The sequence below is a fragment of the Microbulbifer okhotskensis genome (genome assembly GCF_023895975.1).
In the GTDB taxonomy this organism is placed as follows: Bacteria; Pseudomonadota; Gammaproteobacteria; order Pseudomonadales; family Cellvibrionaceae; genus Microbulbifer; species Microbulbifer okhotskensis.
Genome location: NZ_JALBWM010000013.1, coordinates 1 through 19,722, shown reverse-complemented (window position 1 = coordinate 19,722; position 19,722 = coordinate 1). Strand labels below are relative to the sequence as shown.

Sequence of the window (19,722 nt, the reverse complement as noted above, 5' to 3'; positions counted from 1 at the left end):
AGAAATGTCTTCAGTGCAGACGAACGAAGATAAAAATTATACGGTACCGGCCATGCGTCGTATACGTCGGATCCACTTTATCGGGATCGGCGGTGCCGGTATGAGCGGTATTGCAGAAGTATTACAGAATCAGGGCTACGAAGTTTCTGGCTCCGATCTACGAGAGTCTGCGGCAACCGAAAGGCTGCGAAAGTTGGGCATAAAAGTTCATATAGGTCACAGCGAGGACAATGTTCGCGGCGTTGATGTTGTGGTCAATTCCTCGGCAGTGAGTAGTGACAACCCGGAATTGGTTGAAGCTGGTGAAAAGAGAATACCGATTGTGCGCCGTGCGGAAATGCTCGGTGAGTTGATGCGCTACCGCTATGGTATTGCTGTGGCGGGAACTCATGGTAAAACGACCACCACTAGTTTGATCGCCTCTATTTTTGCTGCGGATAAAAAGGATCCTACCTTTGTTATTGGTGGATTGGTAAATGCTGCTGGTGCAAATGCCGCGCTGGGAGAAAGTCGCTACCTAGTTGCAGAGGCTGATGAGAGTGATGCTTCTTTTATCCACTTGCAGCCCATGGTTACTGTGATCACCAATATTGATGCGGATCATATGGAAACCTATGGAGGTGACTTCGAAAAGGTAAAGCAGATCTTTATTGATTTTGTTCACAACCTGCCGTTTTATGGATTAGCGGTGGTTTGTGGTGACGATGTAAATGTCCAAGAAGTTATTCCCAAGTTTTCCCGCCCGGTGCTTACTTATGGGTTTGATGAGGGTAATGATTACCGCATCGTCGAAGTAAAGCAGGAGCCTCTACGCAGCCACTTTACCGTGCAGCGTCCTAAAGGCGACCAGTTGCAAGTTTCTGTAAATACCCCTGGCATACACAATGTGCTCAATGCAACGGCGGCAATCGCGGTATCTACCGATGAAGGGATTAGTGATGAGGCAATTCGCAACGGTCTGAAAGGCTTCCAGGGGGTTGGACGACGCTTTCAGATTTATGGTGAGTTCGCCGTGAGTGATAAAGCCAATGCGGACAAAGTCATGTTGGTGGATGATTACGGCCACCACCCTAGGGAAGTGGCCGCCACTGTGAGAACGGTGCGGGATGGCTGGCCGGACCGTCGATTGGTCATGATTTACCAACCTCACCGCTATACCCGCACAAGGGACTTGTTTGAAGATTTTGTTCAGGTGCTGTCAGAGGTGGACAAGTTAATATTACTTGACGTGTACAGCGCAGGTGAGGCTCCTATAGCCGGTGCTGATGGCAGAACTCTTGCGCGGAGTTTGCGCAACCGCGGTCAGGTGGACCCGATTTTCATGGAAGCCATTGACCAAGTGCCGCCGGTGCTGGCCGATTTATTGGAGCCTGGGGATATTGTTCTCACTCAAGGTGCGGGTAATGTTGGCGCGCTCTCGCAAAAACTGGCTGATTGGCGCTTGGGCGAGCGGAGTAGTGGGGACTGAATACGCAGTGAAGGGAGCTGGGGCGAAATCTTCCAAAAAGAAAGGTAAGGCTATTCGCGGCGCGAGCCCCCTGGGGTCTACAACTCACGACAAGCTTCGCTTGAACTGGGGCCGCTGTTTTTTTTTGTTGGCGATATGCGCGGGCTTTTTTGTCGTACTTTATGGTGGCAGCTGGCTGTGGAAGTGGGCCCTCTCGGTCGAGCTGAGTCAAGTCGATGCCTTGGAGCAAGTAAAAGTTCGCGGTGCTTTCAATGCCGTGACTGAAGAGGAGTTGCGAGAAGCGTTACTTCCGTATTTGAAAGCCGGCTTTTTCTCTGCCGATATCCAGGCGATGCAACGGACACTGCTTGCCAACCCCTGGATTACAGCCGCCGCGGTAAATAGACGTTGGCCGAAGGGTGTCGAGGTCGATATCAGTGAGGCACAGCCCCTTGCGGTTTGGGAGCAAGATAAATTATTGGTGGCGAGCGGTAAGTTATTGCCAAGGCCAGCACATATGAAAGTTCAGGCTTTGCCTGAGCTTGCCGGAGATGAAGAACTGGTAGAGCGTATTATGTCGCAATACCGAGCCCTCGCGGGGTTGCTTACCACGCGCGATATGGAAGTAAAGCGATTGTCATTTGATGACCTGGGTGGCTGGCATCTGGAATTGATGTCGGGAGTTGAATTAAAACTTGGTCATGATGCTTTGTTGGAGCGGGTTCACCGCTTCCTGTTTTTAAGTCGCGGTGTGTTGGCGCCACACTTACAAAAAGTAGCCAGCGTCGATGCGCGCTACAGCAATGCTATAGCGGTTCAGTGGAAAGACGAAAAAGAGTAAACATGGAGGCAGCCCGGGTGCTGCTTTACCGATAAAAGTTAAAGGCGAATGCTGAGTTTTGATCCAATAGAAGAACCTGAATCAGAACACAGCTCAGCGAGGTTGGTACAAAAATGACACAAGTATCCGATCAGCGCATGATTGTTGGACTGGATATTGGCACTTCCAAAGTGGTTGCTATTGTCGGAGAAGTATCCGCTACTGGGGCACTCAATATTGTCGGCATAGGCTCTCACCGTTCAACAGGAATGAAGAAGGGCGTGGTAGTTAATATTGAGTCGACCGTACAATCTATTCAGCGCGCCGTGGAGGAAGCTGAGTTGATGGCGGGCTGTGAAATTCATTCTGTTTTCGCAGGGATTGCGGGAAGTCACATTCGCAGCTTGAACTCTCACGGTATAGTTGCGATCAAGGATCGGGAAGTGACCAAGCAGGATCTCGATCGAGTGATTGATGCTGCGAGAGCAGTCGCGATACCGGCGGACCAGAAAATTTTGCACACCCTGCCGCAGGAATATCTGATTGATAATCAGGAAGGGGTTAAAGAACCACTGGGAATGTCCGGTGTACGCCTCGAGGCGAAAGTACATGTAGTCAGTGGTGCGGTTAATGCCGCACAAAATATTGAGAAATGTATTCGTCGTTGTGGTCTGGAAGTGGAGGATGTCATTCTCGAACAGTTGGCTTCGAGTTATGCCGTCCTGACCGAAGATGAGAAAGAGTTGGGAGTGTGTATGGTTGATATTGGTGGGGGAACCACCGATATCGCCGTATTTACAGGAGGCTCGATTCGTCATACAGGCGTAATCCCGATTGCTGGGGATCAGGTGACTAACGATATTGCGATGGCACTGCGTACGCCGACGCCTCACGCAGAGGATTTAAAGATCAAGTATGCCTGTGCGCTGGCAAAGCTTGCCCGTGAAGGTGAAACCATCAAGGTGCCGAGCGTGGGTGATCGGGCCCCGAGAGATTTGTCCAGGCAAGCACTGGCGGAGGTGGTTGAGCCTCGTTACGACGAATTGTTTACATTAGTGCAAGCGGAGCTGCGCCGTAGTGGCTTTGAAGACTTGTGTGCGGCGGGTGTGGTACTTACGGGCGGTTCTTCAAAAATGGAGGGCGCGGTGGAGCTGGCCGAGGAAATTTTTCATATGCCAGTACGACTTGCTGTACCACAAGGTATCGCCGGTTTGACGGATATCGTTAGCAATCCAATTTATTCCACAGGGGTTGGATTATTGATGTATGCGATGAAGCAAGAGGATCCTCGCGAGGGGAAAACTCAGCCCGCGCGCAACGATAATCAGTGGTGGGACAAGGTAAAGCACTGGTTCCGCGGTAATTTGTAATAACGTGCAACCAGATTTAGCCATACCGTGAGGGACTTTTTTTAGGCATGGCTGTAAAATTCGACATGAGCAAGAAAGGGGAACAGCAATGTTCGAACTAGTTGATAGTGTACAGGATAAGCCTGTCATCAAGGTAATTGGTGTTGGTGGCGGTGGTGGTAATGCTGTTAAGCATATGATCGCCAACGATGTTGAGGGCGTTGACTTTATCTGTGCAAATACGGATGCACAGGCTCTCAAAGATATTGAAGCCCGAACCATCCTGCAGCTGGGTAACACCATTACCCGCGGACTGGGAGCGGGTGCTAATCCGGATGTTGGCCGGCAGTCAGCTCTTGAGGATCGCGATCGCATTGCTGAAGTATTAAACGGTGCGGATATGGTATTTATTACTGCCGGTATGGGTGGTGGTACGGGTACTGGTGGTGCACCGATTGTCGCTGAGATTGCAAAGGAACTTGGCATTCTTACCGTTGCCGTGGTAACTCGCCCGTTTAAGATTGAGGGGCGCAAACGCACAGTGGTGGCGGAAGAGGGCATCCTCGAGCTGCGCGATAAAGTCGACTCCCTGATTACTATCCCCAATGATCGTTTGCTAGAAGTGCTCGGTAACAAGATCACAATGAAGTCCGCTTATAAAGAAGCGGATAACGTATTGCTCGGGGCTGTACAGGGTATTGCGGATCTTATGATTCGCCCCGGCATCATGAATGTGGACTTTGCCGATGTGCGCACTGTGATGTCTGAAATGGGCATGGCAATGATGGGTTCAGGTTCTGCTATCGGTGAAAACCGAGCGCGCGAAGCGGCTGAGAAAGCGGTACGCAGTCCGTTACTGGACAACGTGAACCTGGCTGGTGCTCGCGGTATTCTGGTGAATATCATTACTGGCAGTGAAGAAGCTGGCTGCCAGGAACTCACCCTGGGTGAATACTCTGAGGTGGGTGAGATTGTTCAGGAGATCGCTTCTGATGAGGCAACCGTGGTTATTGGCACAGCAGTAGACGACAAGCTCGGTGACGAGATGCGTGTGACGGTGGTGGCTGCAGGTCTCGGTGAAGGTAGCTCAGCAGCGCGTCCGGCCAAAGTTGTGGACAACACCCGTCGCCCAGAATCCCGTGAATCACTGCGTGAAAGCCGTGAAAGTCGTGAAAGCCGCGACAGTCACAGCGCCCACGCTCCGGGTATGGCGGGCCGCGAGACGATTGATCCGCGTCCCCGGGTAGAGGTGGAGCGTCCTAAGCGTCCCGCACCGGCCCTGAATCCGGCTGATGCGGATATGGAATACCTGGATATTCCCGCATTTCTGCGCCGTCAGGCGGATTGATATAAGGGTACCGCAGGGGGATAACACCGCTCATGTCTGCCCAGTTGTTGGCTGGGTATTGCCGCTGCGGTGCGGATTTTACTTGAGCTCACCTTGTCGAATGGGTGAGCTTTTGCCTTAACTTGGAAAATTTGTTAAATCAAAACTGGTAGGTCACAATAGATATATAAAATAATTAACAATTATTAACCGTGCTTGCGGAGCTCACGATCTTAGAATGCTGTCTTATCGACTATGCGTTGGCGCTGCAATCTTTGCTTGATCTATCCTCAATAAGGTAGGTGGTGCTCTGTTGTGGTGACCACTCGCCCACAATTGGTATTGGCGTCGCAATTATGCTAGTATCGATGGCTTGCTACGCCTTGGACGCGTAGCCCACCGACGGGGAAAAGATAGTTTCATGATCAAACAGCGCACGCTTAAGAATGCTATTCGCGCCACTGGCGTAGGTCTGCACACTGGCAAGAAGGTTGTACTTACCCTTAAACCCGCGCCCGTAGACACTGGTATCGTGTTCCGTAGAACCGACTTGGATCCAGCGGTGGAAATCGAGGCCCGTGCAGAAAATGTCGGTGACACACTTCTATCGACCACCCTGGAAAAGGGTGATGTCCGCATTGCTACGGTTGAGCATCTGCTCTCGGCAATGGCGGGTCTCGGTATTGATAACGCTATCGTCGAGTTGTCTGCCCAAGAAGTGCCTATTATGGACGGCAGTGCCGGGCCATTTGTTTTCCTGATCCAGTCTGCCGGTATTCAGGAGCAAACCGCTCCGAAGAAATTCTTGCGTATTAAGAAACCGGTTACGGTGGAAGAGGGCGATAAAGTAGCCAGCTTCCTACCTTTCAATGGTTTCAAAGTTTCCTTCACTATCGATTTTGATCACCCGGTATTCCAAGGTCGCAATCTGAGTTCCTCGGTGGACTTCTCCAGCACCTCCTTTGTGAAAGAGGTGAGTCGTGCGCGCACCTTTGGTTTTATGCATGAGATTGAATACCTGCGCTCCAAAGGTTTGGTTCAGGGTGGCTCTGTTGATAACGCAATCGTAATAGATCAATACCGCATTCTTAATGAAGGTGGCTTGCGTTATGAAGACGAATTTGTGAAGCATAAAATTCTGGATGCCATTGGTGATCTGTACCTTCTGGGCACCAGCTTGATTGGTGAGTTCAAGGCCTTTAAATCCGGCCATGCGTTGAACAATAAATCCCTGCGCAATTTGATGGCGCAAAAAGATGCGTGGGAAATGGTCACCTTTGAGGGTGAGCAGGAAGCGCCAATCTCCTATATCAAGCCTATCCTGGCGGTTTGATAGTTTTGTAAGAAGCCGGCATTATTGTGTCGGCTTTTTTGTATGATTGTTTCACAGAGAAGCTCAATAGATTTCTGGTACCCTTATTGGTTTGGCGCCCTGGCTTATCTGCTGAAAGTTGATAGAGAGCGTGAATTGCCCGCTCTGCTGGGGGACTAATGAAAACTAAAAAAATGTCGAACTCCTCACGCTTCCTATGAAAGTAATACTAGTCAATGAGCGCGGCGCGACTCGCAGCTTGAACTTTGGTGGTCTGAGTAAAGCCCTATTGGGCTTATGCTTGCTCAGTCTGCCAGTCGGCGCATTTCTGTTGGGCGCTAACCTCCCTGTCACCGAGACTGACTTATTTGACTCCCGCACTGCCAAAGCTTGGAATCGTGCGCTGCGTAAGCAGCAGGGTGAAATAGAAGAAGCAGACAGAGAGGCCCGAGAGCAGTTGGCTGCCCTAACGGTCAAGCTGGCTGAATTGCAGGCGCGCCTGACTCGCATCGATGCCTTGGGTGAGCGACTGACGTCGGTGGCGAATCTTGATGAAGGGGAGTTTGAGTTCGGCAGTACACCAGCGATAGGGGGACCTGAAGACCCAGGGATCGCCGGTACTTCGGAGCTGCCCTACCAGCCCCCCGAGTTTCTGGATGTTATTGGAGATCTCTCGCACCAGATTGAAGATCGCCAGATGCAGCTGGATACGCTTGAGTCTCTGATGGCTAACCTCAAGCTTGAGGATGAGCAATTTCTTGCGGGCCGCCCTATTAATAAAGGTTGGATGTCCTCTCGCTACGGCTATCGCACAGATCCATTTAGCGGTCGCAGAACCTGGCACAAAGGCGTCGACTTTGCCGGCAAGATGGGCTCCGACATCGTTTCAGTTGCTGCCGGTGTGGTTACTTGGGCCGATGAACGGCATGGCTATGGCCAGCTTGTTGAAATCAATCATGGCAATGGCTACTCAACCCGTTATGGGCATAACAGCGACCTCAAGGTGGGGCTCGGTGATGTAGTCAAGAAGGGGCAGGTGATAGCCCAAATGGGTTCCAGTGGGCGCTCAACGGGGCCTCACGTACATTTCGAAATCTACAAGAACAATCGCACGGTCGACCCGGCCAGCTACATCCGCCGCACAGGCAGATAAGAACTATCCTTCTTTTGCGCACAATAGCCGGCAACTTGGCATAGGAGTTGCCACCGCTTGCGCCTTCCTGTTTACTTGCATCCCTCGCATAAAGGAGCGTCGGTGCATTGATCTGCCCGGTATTAGCGCCGACAGCGCAAATAAGATAAGTGGTTTCTAGATAATGATTGGCAAACTGATTAAATCGGTCTTTGGTTCTAAAAATGACCGCGAGCTGAAGCGGATGCAACGCGTCGTGGAAAAGGTCAACGCGCTGGAAGAGGGTTTCCAGAAGCTCGATGATGCAGGTCTTCGCGCAAAAACAGATGAATTTAAGCAGCGCCTGGCAGATGGGGTGAAATTGGACCAGATTCTGCCCGAGGCATTTGCTGCGGTGCGTGAAGCGGGTCGTCGAGCACTGGGAATGCGTCACTTTGATGTTCAGTTGATCGGTGGTATGACTCTGCACGAAGGGCGCATCGCGGAAATGCGTACCGGTGAGGGTAAAACCCTGGTTGCGACTCTTCCGGCCTACTTGAACGCTCTGGAAGACAAGGGCGTTCATATTATAACCGTGAACGATTACCTGGCGGCACGGGATGCCAACTGGATGCGTCCGGTGTATGAGTTCCTGGGGATGAGCGTGGGGGTTATCGCTTCCCAGCAGCCACCAGAAGATAAAAAAGCGGCGTACCAGGCCGATATTACCTACGGTACCAATAACGAATTCGGTTTCGATTACCTGCGTGACAATATGGTGTTGCGCAAAGAAGACCGCACACAGCGCCCGCAGAATTTCGCCATTGTTGATGAAGTGGACTCGATCCTGATCGACGAAGCGCGTACGCCACTGATTATTTCCGGTGCCGCAGAGGATTCTTCCCATCTTTATCTGGCCATGAACAAGCTGGTGCCTCAGCTTGAGCGTGCAGAAGAGGGGGGTGAGGGACACTATACGGTCGATGAGAAAACTCGCCAGGTAGAGCTGACCGAGCAGGGTCACCTCTTGGTTGAGGATCTGCTGTCAGGCAGTGGCCTAATGAAAGATGATCAGTCACTCTACGCTCCCGGCAATCTCGGCTTGTTGCATCATGTGCACGCAGCCCTGCGGGCCCATGTGCTGTTTAATCGCGATGTGGATTACATTGTGCAAAACGGCCAGGTGGTGTTGATCGACGAACATACTGGTCGAACCATGCCGGGCCGTCGACTTTCTGAAGGTTTGCACCAGGCGTTGGAAGCGAAAGAAACGGTGCAGATCCAGAGCGAAAGTCAGACTCTTGCCTCCACCACATTCCAGAACCTGTTCCGATTTTATCCCAAGCTCGCGGGCATGACCGGTACAGCGGATACTGAGGCTTTCGAATTCCAGCAAATTTACGGTCTGGACGTGGTGGTGATCCCCGCGAATAAATCGATTCAGCGTGAGGATCTCAATGATCTGGTTTACCTGAGTCAAGAAGAGAAGATGGAAGCCATCATTGAGGATGTAAAGCTCTGCCGTGAAAAGCAGGCGCCAATCCTTGTGGGTACCGCCTCTATCGAAACCTCGGAAGAAATGTCCCGCAGATTGCAGAAAGCGGGGATCGAGCACCAGGTCCTCAACGCCAAATATCATGAGCATGAAGCGCAGATCATTGCCCAGGCGGGCAGTCCGGGTGCTGTAACTATCGCCACTAATATGGCAGGTCGCGGTACCGACATCGTGCTCGGTGGTAACTGGGAGGCAGAAGCTACCGCGCTTCGTGAGGAGAAGGGCCGCGAGCTGACCGACGCCGAATTGTTGGCGGTTAAAGAAGATTGGCAGAAGCGCCACGATCTGGTGATCAAAGCGGGTGGCCTGCATATTGTTGGTACCGAGCGCCACGAATCCCGCCGTATTGATAACCAGCTGCGCGGTCGTGCCGGCCGCCAGGGCGATCCGGGTGTTACCCGCTTTTACCTATCACTGGAAGATAGCTTGATGCGGATCTTTGCCTCCGATCGGGTGAAGAACTTTATGCAGATGTTGGGTATGGAGCGCGGCGAGGCGATCGAGCACCGCATGGTGTCGAATGCTATCGAGAAGGCTCAGCGCCGTGTTGAAGGCCGCAACTTCGATATTCGTAAGCAGTTGCTGGAATACGATGATGTGGCCAACGATCAGCGCCAGGTGATTTACGGTCAGCGTAATGAGTTGCTGGAAGCTGAAAATATCAGTGAGACCATTTCGGCCATTCGCGAAGATGTGGTGAACGGAATTGTCTCCGGTTCTGTGCCTCCACAGAGTGTGGAGGAGCAGTGGGATATCCCCGGTCTGGAGCAGCAGCTCTCCGGTGAGCTGGCTGTTGAGCTGCCGGTACAGAAATGGCTCGATGACGACCGCACTCTGCATGAGGAGAGTTTGCGCGAGAAGATCACCATTGCTGCGCAGGCAGCCTACGCAGCAAAAGTTGCCCGTATTGGCGAATCCTCCGATGATGCCAATTTGATGCCGACCATTGAACGGCAGATTATGCTGCAGGTTCTGGATCAGCTCTGGAAAGAACACCTTTCCAGTATGGATCACCTGCGAGCGGGTATCGGATTGCGCGCTTATGCCAATAAAAATCCCAAGCAGGAGTTTAAGCGCGAGTCATTCCACCTGTTCCAGAGCATGCTGGAAAACCTCAAACACGAAGTGGTGCGTATCCTCGCTCATGTTGAACCGATGACTCGCGAGCAAGCGGAGGAGATGGAGCAGCGCCGCCTTGATGAGCAGCGTCAGCAGCAGCTGGAACTGCAGCATGCCGAAGCTTCAGCGTTGCCCCAGGGTGAGCCCCAAGGTCAGCAGTCTGCAGCTCCAGTGCCTGAGCGTCGCGGTCCCAAGGTAGGCCGCAATGACCCATGCCCATGCGGTTCCGGCAAGAAATATAAGCAGTGTCACGGCAAGCTGGCCCCTTCTGCCCAGAGTTAATGCTTGAGATTGGCTTAAGGCAGCTTTAACAAGAAAATACCCCGCTTGCGGGGTATTTTTTTATAAAGTTAAAAAATTATCTGCGGTTTTTATCGTAAATTCCGCAGAAAGGTTTATTTTGTGCTTGCCTTGATACAAGGCGGCTTTGATAATGTCTCCTTTCTATGATTGCCGCCGCTGTTTTTTGTGAGTCGAAACAAAGATTCTCGGAGTGCTGCCGCAGCCTTAAAGCGTTGTTGTTATGCCTGAATTATCCATACCCTCTGTACAGGGGATTCGCCTTGCCAGTGTGCCCGCCAAGATTAAGGATTGGGAACGCAATGACTTACTGTTAATTGAGTTGGCGGAAGGCGCTTCTGTCGCGGCAACCTTCACCCAGAACACGTTTTGTGCAGCCCCGGTAATTGTGGCCAAAGAGCATATTGGCAAAGGTGCGATACGAGCTTTACTGGTCAATGCGGGTAATGCCAACGCGGCCACCGGTTTAAAAGGGTTGGTGGATACGCGAGCCACCTGTGATGCGGTAGCGGAGGCGTTGCAAATCCATGCGGAGCAAGTATTGCCTTTTAGTACCGGCGTGATTGGTGAGCATCTACCCGTGCAGAAGTTACTCGATGCGATACCGGCTGCGGCCCGGCAGCTCAACGCAGTGGGTTGGCAGCAAGCGGCCGAGGCCATTATGACGACCGATACGCGGCCCAAAACCGCCAGCCGAACGGTGCAGATCAATGGTGAACTAATTACGGTGGTGGGGATTGCCAAGGGCTCGGGCATGATCCAGCCGAATATGGCCACTATGCTGGCCTATGTCGCCACAGATGCAGCGGTGGAGCAGTCGCTATTAGATCAGATGGTGCGTGAAGCGGTTAATGTATCCTTTAATCGTATCAGCGTAGATGGGGACACATCTACTAATGATGCCTGTGTACTGGTGGCAACCGGTGTGCGGGGAGAGTTGCTCAAGAGTGATGACGATACTGCTTATCGGGATCTACTGGAAGCCATGATCCAGATCCATATCGAGCTGGCGCAGGCGGTTGTCAAAGACGGTGAAGGGGCAACTAAATTTGTTACCGTGCAAGTGGACGCAGCGCAAAGTAGTGAGGAGGCCCTGAAAGTTGCTTTTGAGGTAGGCAATTCCCCCCTGGTTAAAACCGCACTTTACGCTTCAGACCCCAATTGGGGGCGTTTGGTCATGGCAATTGGCAATGCGATTGAGGGGAACCTGGATACGGATAAGGTCAATATTTTTCTGGATAAGGTACAGGTGGTTAGTGCTGGAGGTCGTGCCCAAGAGTACCGGGAGGAAAGTGGAGAACAGGTATTTTCACAACCTGAATTTCTTATTCGTATTGAGCTGGGGCGCGGTCAATGCAGTGAACATATCTGGACCTGTGACTTCTCCCATGAGTATGTCACCATCAATGCTGAGTACCGGACCTGAGAGGTTAAAGTGAGTAAGGTTGTCCATGTCGCCGTAGGGGTGGTGTTTCGAGCGGATGGCAAGATTCTGATTGCCCGCCGCCCGGATCATTTACATATGGGGGGGCGCTGGGAGTTTCCCGGTGGCAAGGTGGAGGTCGGAGAAACGGTACAAGACGCCCTCTGCCGGGAGCTATTGGAAGAGGTGGCTATCGAGGTACAGCAACTTCAGCCCTTGCTGGAAGTTCGCCACGACTACCCTGACAAGACCGTACTACTGGATACCTGGCAAGTGACACAGTTTTCTGGCGAAGCCCGAGGGCAAGAGCAGCAGGACATCCAATGGGTTTCCATTGCCGAATTGGATAAGTTTCAATTCCCTGATGCTAACCAGGCCATTATTGACGCGGTTAAAGCCAACTTTTCTTAATTCCTGCCTCTTACCGGCCATCCTACACAAAACGGTTTTTGCAAGAACAGCGCTTCACTCCTTGGGAAGATTACCGGCAAGTAGCTTCTCAAGGAGTGTCAGCACAGTCCTAGTGACGGGGTTTGTTGGGATCTAAGTCATCACTCAAAACATCGTCATACACAGGTTGCCCTGGAATTTTATGCCCCTCGCTGGCCCATTCGCCAAGGTCAATCAGCTTGCAGCGCTCGCTGCAAAAGGGCTTAAAGGGGAACTTGTCGCCCCACTCGATCGGTTTTTTACAGGTGGGGCAATTGAGTGTGGGGGCTTGTTTAGAATTGGTCATAGGGTAATTCAGGTTTTAAAGTGTATCGGGAGGGCAATTTTGCGGTAGCAATTTTACGATAGTAACTCGGGCCAGACAGCTAGGCTCGAGCTAATTGCAGGTATTTCTGGTGTAGTTGCTCTACCTGGGCCTTAAGCGCTCTAAGGCCGCTAGTATTATCCAGCCTATCATCGGCTTTATCGAGCCGCTGTTCCCTTGTCATCTGTGCAGCCATAATTTTACGAATTTGCTCTCGCTGGCTGTTATCTCTAGCACTGGCGCGCTCAAGCTGTAAGGTTTCCGGCAAGTCAACCACACAAATCCGATCGACCAGTTGGTGCTGCCCAGACTCTATCAGCAAGGGGGATTCCAGTATCGCGTAGGCCCCCTGACTCCGGCTCAGCGAGGAAATGATCTCTGCCCTGATCAATGGATGTAACAGGCTCTCCAGCCACTTTCGCTCATGGGCATTACTGAATATCAGTGTACGTAACTTGCCCCGATTGAGTTCGCCACTCTCGAACAACACATCGGCACCAAAGTGTTGGGCAATCTGCTCCAATGCAGGCCTACCGGGTTGTACAACAACTCTCGCCGCCCAGTCTGCATCGACAACATGAATTCCCAGATCACGGAAATATCCCGCGGCTGCGGACTTACCGCTGCCGATTCCGCCGGTTAGGCCTACAGTAAACAATCGTTATCCTCCGAGAGAAGCGCCAGGGGCCAAAAGCAAAAACCCCGGCCAGGGATCTGGCCGGGGTTATAGTAATGCAACTTGATCAACAAGAGTGAGCGAGAGGTTTTAGCCGGTAAGCCCTGAGACGTTGAGATACCAGCCTATTATCTGATCCCCCCATAGCATCGCGATCCAGCCGGCACCGGCGAGGTAGGGGCCAAAAGCAATAGGCAGGTTTCGATCCCGCCCCATGGCAAGGCTCCAGGCAATCCCGATAATGGCGCCCACTGCCGCGGAAAGCAGTATCACCAAGGGCAATATCTGCCAGCCAAACCAAGCGCCGATAGCCGCGAGAATTTTAAAATCCCCAGCTCCCATGCCGTCTTTACCGGTGACAATTTTAAAGATATGGAACACCAGCCACAGCGATAGATAGCCAGCGATAGCACCGATCACGGCATCCTGCAGGCTTGTAAACACCCCTCCAATATTGATCAGCAATCCGACCCAGAGAAGGGGTAGGGTAATATTGTCAGGCAGCAACTGTTTGTCAAAATCGATACCTGTAAGAGCAACTAGCGCCCAGGTAAAGAAGCATCCCGCCAAGGCTTGCCAGGTAAAGCCCAGCTGCCAGACAACAATCGCGGTCAAAATGCCCGTCGCCAACTCCACCAGTGGGTAGCGCTTGGAGATAGGGGTGCCGCAAGAGCCGCATTTACCGCGGAGTAGCAAATAGCTAATGACTGGAATGTTCTGCCAGGCTTTGATTTCCACCTTGCACTTGGGACAGTGGGAGTGCGGTAAAATCAGGTTAAAGGGCTTGTTGAGTTCCTCTTGCTCCGCAGGCGTGGGTTTGGTATCAAAGTAGCTAAAGAAATCCCGCTTGTAGTCCCGCTCCATGATGACAGGGAGGCGCATGATAACGACGTTGAGGAAGCTGCCTATGAGTAGGCCTAAAATAAAGGCGCTGCTAAGGAGCAGCGCTGGGTATAGAGTGAAATTCCCTAGCATCTTTATTAAACAACTTGCCCGAGTTGGAAGATAGGAAGGTACATCGCGATCATGAGCCCACCGACTAAAATACCCAGAACAGCCATAATTAGCGGTTCAAGCAGAGTGGTGAGATTGTCGACCATATTGTCGACTGCCTCTTCATAATAATCAGCAGCCTTAGCTAACATTTCATCTAGTGCGCCAGACTCCTCACCAATAGCTGTCATTTGTACAAGCATGGTCGGGTAGAGCCCTGAGGAGCGAAGGGCAGCATTGAGAGGTATGCCTGTGGCTACTGAGTCCCGAATCTTCAACGTTGCCTCCGCGTAAAGGCTATTGCCTGTCGCCCCTGCTACAGATTTAAGAGCGTCAATAAGTGGAACACCTGCGGCAAAGGTGGTGGATAGCGTTCGAGCAAACCTCGCTGAGATTGAGTTATAGGTGATGCTCCCCAATACTGGGAGTTTTAAAATTAGCCGGTCAAAAAATTCAGCTACTTTTTTATTGCGTTTTTTTGCTTCAACAGTGCCGCCAATACCGATGACTATAAACATTAAGGCTATAATCCAATTCGCCTGCATCCATTCAGACATTCCTACTACAAGTTGTGTGAATGCAGGAAGCTCCGCCCCAAAGCTTGAAAAAGTTTGTGCAAACTGGGGTACGACTTTGATTAGCAGAATTGATGTGACGACAATGGCTACCACAATTACCGCTATAGGGTAAGTCATGGCCTTTTTAATTTTTGCTTTTAAGGATTCGGTCTTTTCTTTATAGGTAGCAATCCTGTCTAGCATAGTCTCCAGCGCACCAGATTGTTCTCCAGCGGCGACCAAGTTGCAGAATAGAGCATCAAAATAGAGGGGGTGTTTTCGTAGGGCATCTGCAAATGCGGTACCGGAGGCAACTTCATCGCGGACTTTAAAAATTAGCTCTTTAACCCCTTGGTTGTCCAGACCGTCGGCAACAATTTCAAAGCTTTGTACCAGTGGTACACCTGCCTTCATCATGGTAGCCATCTGGCGGGTAAAGAGTGCGATATCTGCAGGTTTTACTTTTTTCTTACCGCCACCAAATAGTGGCTTGGGTTTCTTTTGCACCCGGTTGGCAATAATCCCCTGTTTGCGCAGCTGGGCCTTAATCAGGGCTGGGCTGGTACCGTTGATCTCCCCTTGAACCTTGGTTCCCTTGCCATCCACACCTTTATAGATATATTCAACTGCTGTGGCATTAGCCATAATTACTTTTCCTGCTTCTTATCTCTTGCCAAAGGTTACTAAACTTGTGAGAGATAACCCTCTACGTTTTAACTTCTTACCGGTAATACGCTGCTGAATAAAACATCTAGCATCATTCCGGCGAAAGCCGGATTCCAGTTCCTAAAGCTGCATTCAATCCTTAGTTACCCGATTAGCCTCCTCCAGGCTCGTAACCCCCATCACAACCTTGCGTAAGGCTGAAAGCCGTAGATTACTAAAGCCTTCTGCCCTAGCTTGATCCGCAATCTGAATGGAGTTACCGCCCTCCATTATAATTCTGGAGATGCTATCAGTGATGCGAACCACTTCATACACGCCTACGCGACCCTTATAGCCCTTTGAGCAATGTTCACAACCTATAGGTTGGTATACCGTCCACTTATCTTGAGGGATGGTGACTGTTGAGAAGCCTTCAGCTTCCAGTACTTCACTTGGTAATGTCACTGGTTTTTTGCACTTACTGCACAGTCTTCGCGCCAAGCGCTGGGCAATAATAACACTGACTGAAGTGGCAATATTGAAAGTGGGAACGCCCATATTCATTAGGCGGGTGAGGGTTTCCGGGGCTGAGTTGGTATGTAGTGTGGACAGCACCAAGTGCCCAGTCTGGGCCGCTTTAATCGCTATTTCGGCGGTTTCCAGATCCCGGATCTCTCCCACCATAACGATATCGGGGTCCTGCCGCAGGAAGGAACGCAGTGCCTCAGCAAAGTTAAGGCCCACTTTGGTGGAGACGTTTACCTGATTGATACCTTCCAGGTTAATTTCTACCGGGTCCTCGGCAGTAGAGATATTGAGTTCTGGGGTGTTTAGGATATTCAGGCCGGTGTAGAGCGAGACCGTTTTGCCGGAGCCTGTGGGGCCGGTAACCAGGATCATGCCCTGGGGTTGAGCCAAGGCATCCATGTAGATTTGTTTTTGTGCGTCCTCATAACCGAGCGCGTCGATTCCCAGTTTGGCAGAGGAGGGGTCGAGGATTCGTAGAACTATTTTCTCGCCCCAAAGCGTGGGCAAGCTGTTTACTCGGAAATCGATGGCTTTGGTTTTGGATAGCTTCATTTTGATGCGGCCATCCTGTGGCACTCGCTTCTCAGAGATATCCATTTTAGACATCACCTTTAAGCGGGCGGAAAGCCGGTTTGCCAGCTGAATTGGCGGCTTGGCTATCTCGTGTAATATGCCATCGGTTCGGAACCTGACTCGGTAAGTCTTCTCGTAGGGCTCGAAGTGGATATCAGAGGCTCCTGTGCGGATTGCATCCAAGAGTAGTTTGTTAACAAAGCGCACAACGGGGGCCTCATCTCCTCCGGGTTCATCTTCATTGTTGCGATCCGGCTCATTGTTGTCGATATCCAGCGCGTCGAGTTCTTCATCGTCCACGCCATCGAGCCCGGCACCCATATCGTCATTTTGCGAGAGGTAGCTTTCAATTGCCTTTGCTAATTTGTCAGCCTCAACCAGAATGGCATCGGTGTTTAGACCGGTATTGAAGTTTATCTCATCCAGCGCTGCCAAGTTGGTGGGGTCTGCTACTGCCACAAAGAGGCGATTGCCACGCTTGTAAAGGGGGAGTGTAAAGTGCTTGCTGATTAATTTTTCAGCAATGATATCTTTGGGGATAAGCTCGAAATTATAGCTGCTCAGTTCGAATAAAGGCGTGCCAAATGCGAGTGAGGCAATATTGGCTAGCTCCCTGGCCGAGACCAGTTTAGCCTCCACGGCATGTTGGGCAAAAGTCTGTTTTTCTCTGCGAGCCGCTTTGAGTGCTGAAGCTGCCGTTGCTTCATCAAGAACTTGGTCTGCAACCAAGCGTTTCGCCAGACCGCTAAGGAGGGGAGTTGTCATGGGTTGGGGTGCCAGATAGTGTTATTGCAGAGTTTATGCCCACATGTTTTGCTGGATTGAGGTGGGTTGCTACTAAGGGCGTAGCTTGGGTAAATATAACGAATTAGTTGAAGTGAGCCAAATCAGATGCGCGAGGTTGCTACATATATTAAAGGCAAAAAATCCCTGCTGACAATTTGTGTCACTGATTGGCGAATAGTGACACATAGTGCTGGTCATTAGTGAGCATATTTCTAAGGTGATTCACTTTTCAACCGTAGTGGTTTGAACTTGCGTTAGCTTGCAAGAATTGGCATAAACCTTGTATCTTGTTCCGTGACTTCCTCACAGGATGTACGTCCTTGCGGAAATCGCATCTACCTAAAGTCTGTATGGAGACGGTTACAATGAAAAAACAACAGGGTTTTACTCTTATTGAATTAATGATCGTAGTGGCGATCATTGGTATTCTGGCCGCAGTGGCACTGCCGGCCTATCAGGATTATACCGTTCGCGGTCGTGTGTCAGAGGGATTGTTAGCTGCTGCAGCGGCAAAAATTAATGTTGCAGATGTATTGGCAAACGGTAATGTGAGAGGTGCAGCAACCGGTTATGCGACGGGTTATACTTCTCCTACCACAACCGACAATGTGACAGGTGTCGCAATTACTCCTGCTACTGGAGAAATTATTGTTACTATGAGCGCTGCTGCGGGGAACGGTAACTTAACCTTTACCCCTAACTCGCCAATAGGAACTCCACTGCCTGCTGGTGCTGCTGCATTCACCCCGCCCACAGATTCTATTGCTTGGCGTTGCGCTGCCGCAGGTGCAGTCGCAGGCGCCTGGGCTGGTATTACAGCAGGTTCTTTGCCCGCTCGATTTGCACCTACTGAATGTCAGTAAGTTTCTTCCGTAATAGGTAAATACGTAAGGGTCTGTTGGTTAGCAGGCCCTTGTTTAGTTTTATAGTTACAGCTTTTATTTGAAAAATGTTTTTTTTAAAAAAAATAAACAATCGATGGTCTGCATTTTTTCTGCATCTAATTGTAAGTTTTCTGATTTTTTTAGTGTTGTCCAGTATTATCCGTTTTGTCTGGTTTCCCGGATTTCTGTTTGAGGTGGACGGTGGGTTGCAAGGGATAACGTTGATAGCTGGGGTTGATATTGTGGTCGGTCCAATATTGACTTTATTGATTTTTAATGTTGCAAAAAAAGAACTTTCCAGAGATATGTTGATCATTGCTGTTATGCAGTTTGCTTGTATTTGCGGAGGGATGGCAGTAGTAGAGCATTCTCGCCCAATCGCCGTTGTGTTTCTTGATGGTAAGTATGTGACTGTAAATCGTCATTCATTTGAGCAGTCAAGAATGGATATGCCTGGGTTTGACTCTTTTATTTCGGGTTTTGGTCCTGCTTGGGTTTACGTAAATTTGCCAGATGATAGCAAGGATGTGATCATTCAGGCATGGTCCTTTTTTGGGCGTAATATTGCCACCAATACGGAGCTCTATGAGCCTTATGAGAATGCTATTGGTAGATTGACAGAATATGGCATCCTAAATGATAGGGGTTCGGTAGAAATTGATTATTCGGGCCGTTATTTTTTTGGGGTGGTCGATGTAAATGTAGCCAGTGGGGAAATAGTTGGACTGATTTCAAAAGAAAAATACTAGTCGATACTTTTAATGACCTGCATCCAACTCTGAAGTGTATTACCCTTTAGGCTGCTTAAGCGGCCACATATTCTCCCAATATCTGCCTAGCAGGCTGTTGAAATGAGTACCTGAATTAATATTTAGGTCGCAGAAAAAATGAAATTTCCGAGCTCCTTTTCTAAATCAATCCTGATTAGGGTGTTTTTTAGCCAAAAATCGTTAAATCAACTAAAATCTTCGCGTTTTCTTGCCCTTTCCCATTCAGCAGGCGGATTGATTCTGTAAATTTTTCATTCGGGTAAGATTCCACCCAATAAATGTCATATTGAAAACCTCGTTTACACGATCTAAACCGCGCACTTTGATTTGCCGAATCAGTCCTATGGTTTTGCCTCATCCAAAACCTTCCTCAATTCGTTTGCGAACTTTCATGCTGGCTTGATAGCCAGTGTGACGAGTTGTCCTCCCGTCAATTGCCGATCCTCCTGGCCGTTTATTATTCTGAGCAACATGAGGCGTGACTCCCAAACCTCTGCAGGACTCTACGAATCCACGAGTGTCATAACCTTTATCCGCACCAACTGTCTTGACTTTTGAATCCGGTAATTCCGCAAGCATATCAAGCGCTGTTTCCCTCTCTGCGGCAGGGCTGCCCCATATAAATCGGTGTAAAAACGAACAAAATAGACCTAGAATAGCCATCTTTTTTGAAGCATAGAGTGTTTTTTAGACAAAATGGATAGCGTTAGCCTTTTACATCACTTTGACGACATGGACGATCCTCGAGTTGATCGGCGCAAGTTGCACGCCCTGCCCGATATTTTACTTATCA

General features: G+C 50.4%; 16 protein-coding genes and 1 pseudogene. 11 read left to right on the top strand and 6 right to left on the bottom strand.

What is annotated here, in order from left to right; genetic code table 11:
• Window positions 1-4: 4 nt before the first annotated feature.
• The 9 genes from murC to mutT all read left to right on the top strand — a co-directional run bounded on the left by murC (window position 5) and on the right by mutT (window position 12,174).
• Complete coding sequence (murC, locus tag MO867_RS04935; RefSeq protein ID WP_252465127.1) at window positions 5-1,468, top strand: UDP-N-acetylmuramate--L-alanine ligase; 1,464 nt, start codon at window positions 5-7, stop codon at window positions 1,466-1,468.
• Window positions 1,404-2,288, top strand: coding sequence for a cell division protein FtsQ/DivIB (locus tag MO867_RS04930; protein WP_252465126.1), 885 nt, complete (start codon window positions 1,404-1,406; stop codon window positions 2,286-2,288). Before murC ends, MO867_RS04930 begins: the two co-directional genes overlap by 65 nt.
• A gap of 113 nt (window positions 2,289-2,401) precedes the next feature.
• A complete protein-coding gene (ftsA, locus tag MO867_RS04925; RefSeq protein WP_252465125.1) occupies window positions 2,402-3,637 on the top strand; it encodes a cell division protein FtsA in 1,236 nt (411 codons plus the stop codon).
• 88 nt (window positions 3,638-3,725) lie between these two features.
• Window positions 3,726-4,964 carry a cell division protein FtsZ gene (gene ftsZ, locus MO867_RS04920; protein ID WP_252465124.1) on the top strand — a complete coding sequence of 413 codons (1,239 nt, stop codon included), beginning with the start codon at window positions 3,726-3,728 and terminating at the stop codon, window positions 4,962-4,964.
• Window positions 4,965-5,364: 400 nt separating this feature from the next.
• A complete protein-coding gene (gene lpxC, locus MO867_RS04915; protein ID WP_252465123.1) occupies window positions 5,365-6,276 on the top strand; it encodes a UDP-3-O-acyl-N-acetylglucosamine deacetylase in 912 nt (303 codons plus the stop codon).
• Window positions 6,277-6,472: 196 nt separating this feature from the next.
• On the top strand, window positions 6,473-7,408 hold the full coding sequence (locus MO867_RS04910; protein ID WP_252465122.1) for a M23 family metallopeptidase: 936 nt from the start codon (window positions 6,473-6,475) through the stop codon (window positions 7,406-7,408).
• A 163-nt stretch (window positions 7,409-7,571) separates the two neighbouring features.
• A complete protein-coding gene (gene secA, locus MO867_RS04905; protein WP_252465121.1) occupies window positions 7,572-10,322 on the top strand; it encodes a preprotein translocase subunit SecA in 2,751 nt (916 codons plus the stop codon).
• A 241-nt stretch (window positions 10,323-10,563) separates the two neighbouring features.
• Entirely contained in the window at window positions 10,564-11,766 is a 1,203-nt protein-coding gene (gene argJ / locus MO867_RS04900) for a bifunctional glutamate N-acetyltransferase/amino-acid acetyltransferase ArgJ (protein ID WP_252465120.1), read from the top strand.
• 9 nt (window positions 11,767-11,775) lie between these two features.
• On the top strand, window positions 11,776-12,174 hold the full coding sequence (gene mutT, locus MO867_RS04895; protein WP_252465119.1) for an 8-oxo-dGTP diphosphatase MutT: 399 nt from the start codon (window positions 11,776-11,778) through the stop codon (window positions 12,172-12,174).
• Between the two features lie 109 nt (window positions 12,175-12,283).
• Here the strand turns inward: mutT and yacG are convergent, their stop codons facing one another.
• The 5 genes from yacG to pilB all read right to left on the bottom strand — a co-directional run bounded on the left by yacG (window position 12,284) and on the right by pilB (window position 17,254).
• Window positions 12,284-12,499 (bottom strand): DNA gyrase inhibitor YacG, encoded by a 216-nt coding sequence (yacG, locus tag MO867_RS04890; protein ID WP_252465118.1) that lies wholly within the window; start codon window positions 12,497-12,499, stop codon window positions 12,284-12,286.
• A gap of 79 nt (window positions 12,500-12,578) precedes the next feature.
• Window positions 12,579-13,175, bottom strand: a complete 597-nt coding sequence (gene coaE, locus MO867_RS04885) for a dephospho-CoA kinase (RefSeq protein ID WP_252465117.1) — start codon at window positions 13,173-13,175, stop codon at window positions 12,579-12,581.
• A 108-nt stretch (window positions 13,176-13,283) separates the two neighbouring features.
• Window positions 13,284-14,168, bottom strand: a complete 885-nt coding sequence (locus MO867_RS04880) for a prepilin peptidase (protein WP_252465116.1) — start codon at window positions 14,166-14,168, stop codon at window positions 13,284-13,286.
• Window positions 14,169-14,173: 5 nt separating this feature from the next.
• Complete coding sequence (locus tag MO867_RS04875; RefSeq protein ID WP_252465115.1) at window positions 14,174-15,388, bottom strand: type II secretion system F family protein; 1,215 nt, start codon at window positions 15,386-15,388, stop codon at window positions 14,174-14,176.
• 153 nt (window positions 15,389-15,541) lie between these two features.
• On the bottom strand, window positions 15,542-17,254 hold the full coding sequence (gene pilB, locus MO867_RS04870) for a type IV-A pilus assembly ATPase PilB (RefSeq protein WP_252465114.1): 1,713 nt from the start codon (window positions 17,252-17,254) through the stop codon (window positions 15,542-15,544).
• Window positions 17,255-17,640: 386 nt separating this feature from the next.
• On the opposite strand from pilB, the gene MO867_RS04865 reads away from it, so the two are divergent.
• Together MO867_RS04865 and MO867_RS04860 are read left to right on the top strand one after the other, a co-directional pair.
• Entirely contained in the window at window positions 17,641-18,138 is a 498-nt protein-coding gene (locus tag MO867_RS04865) for a pilin (protein ID WP_252465113.1), read from the top strand.
• 86 nt (window positions 18,139-18,224) lie between these two features.
• A complete protein-coding gene (locus MO867_RS04860) occupies window positions 18,225-18,908 on the top strand; it encodes a hypothetical protein (protein WP_252465112.1) in 684 nt (227 codons plus the stop codon).
• A gap of 243 nt (window positions 18,909-19,151) precedes the next feature.
• On the opposite strand, the pseudogene MO867_RS23920 reads toward MO867_RS04860, so the two are convergent.
• Window positions 19,152-19,532: pseudogene (locus MO867_RS23920) on the bottom strand (transposase); the annotation flags it as partial.
• Between the last annotated feature and the right edge of the window lie 190 nt (window positions 19,533-19,722).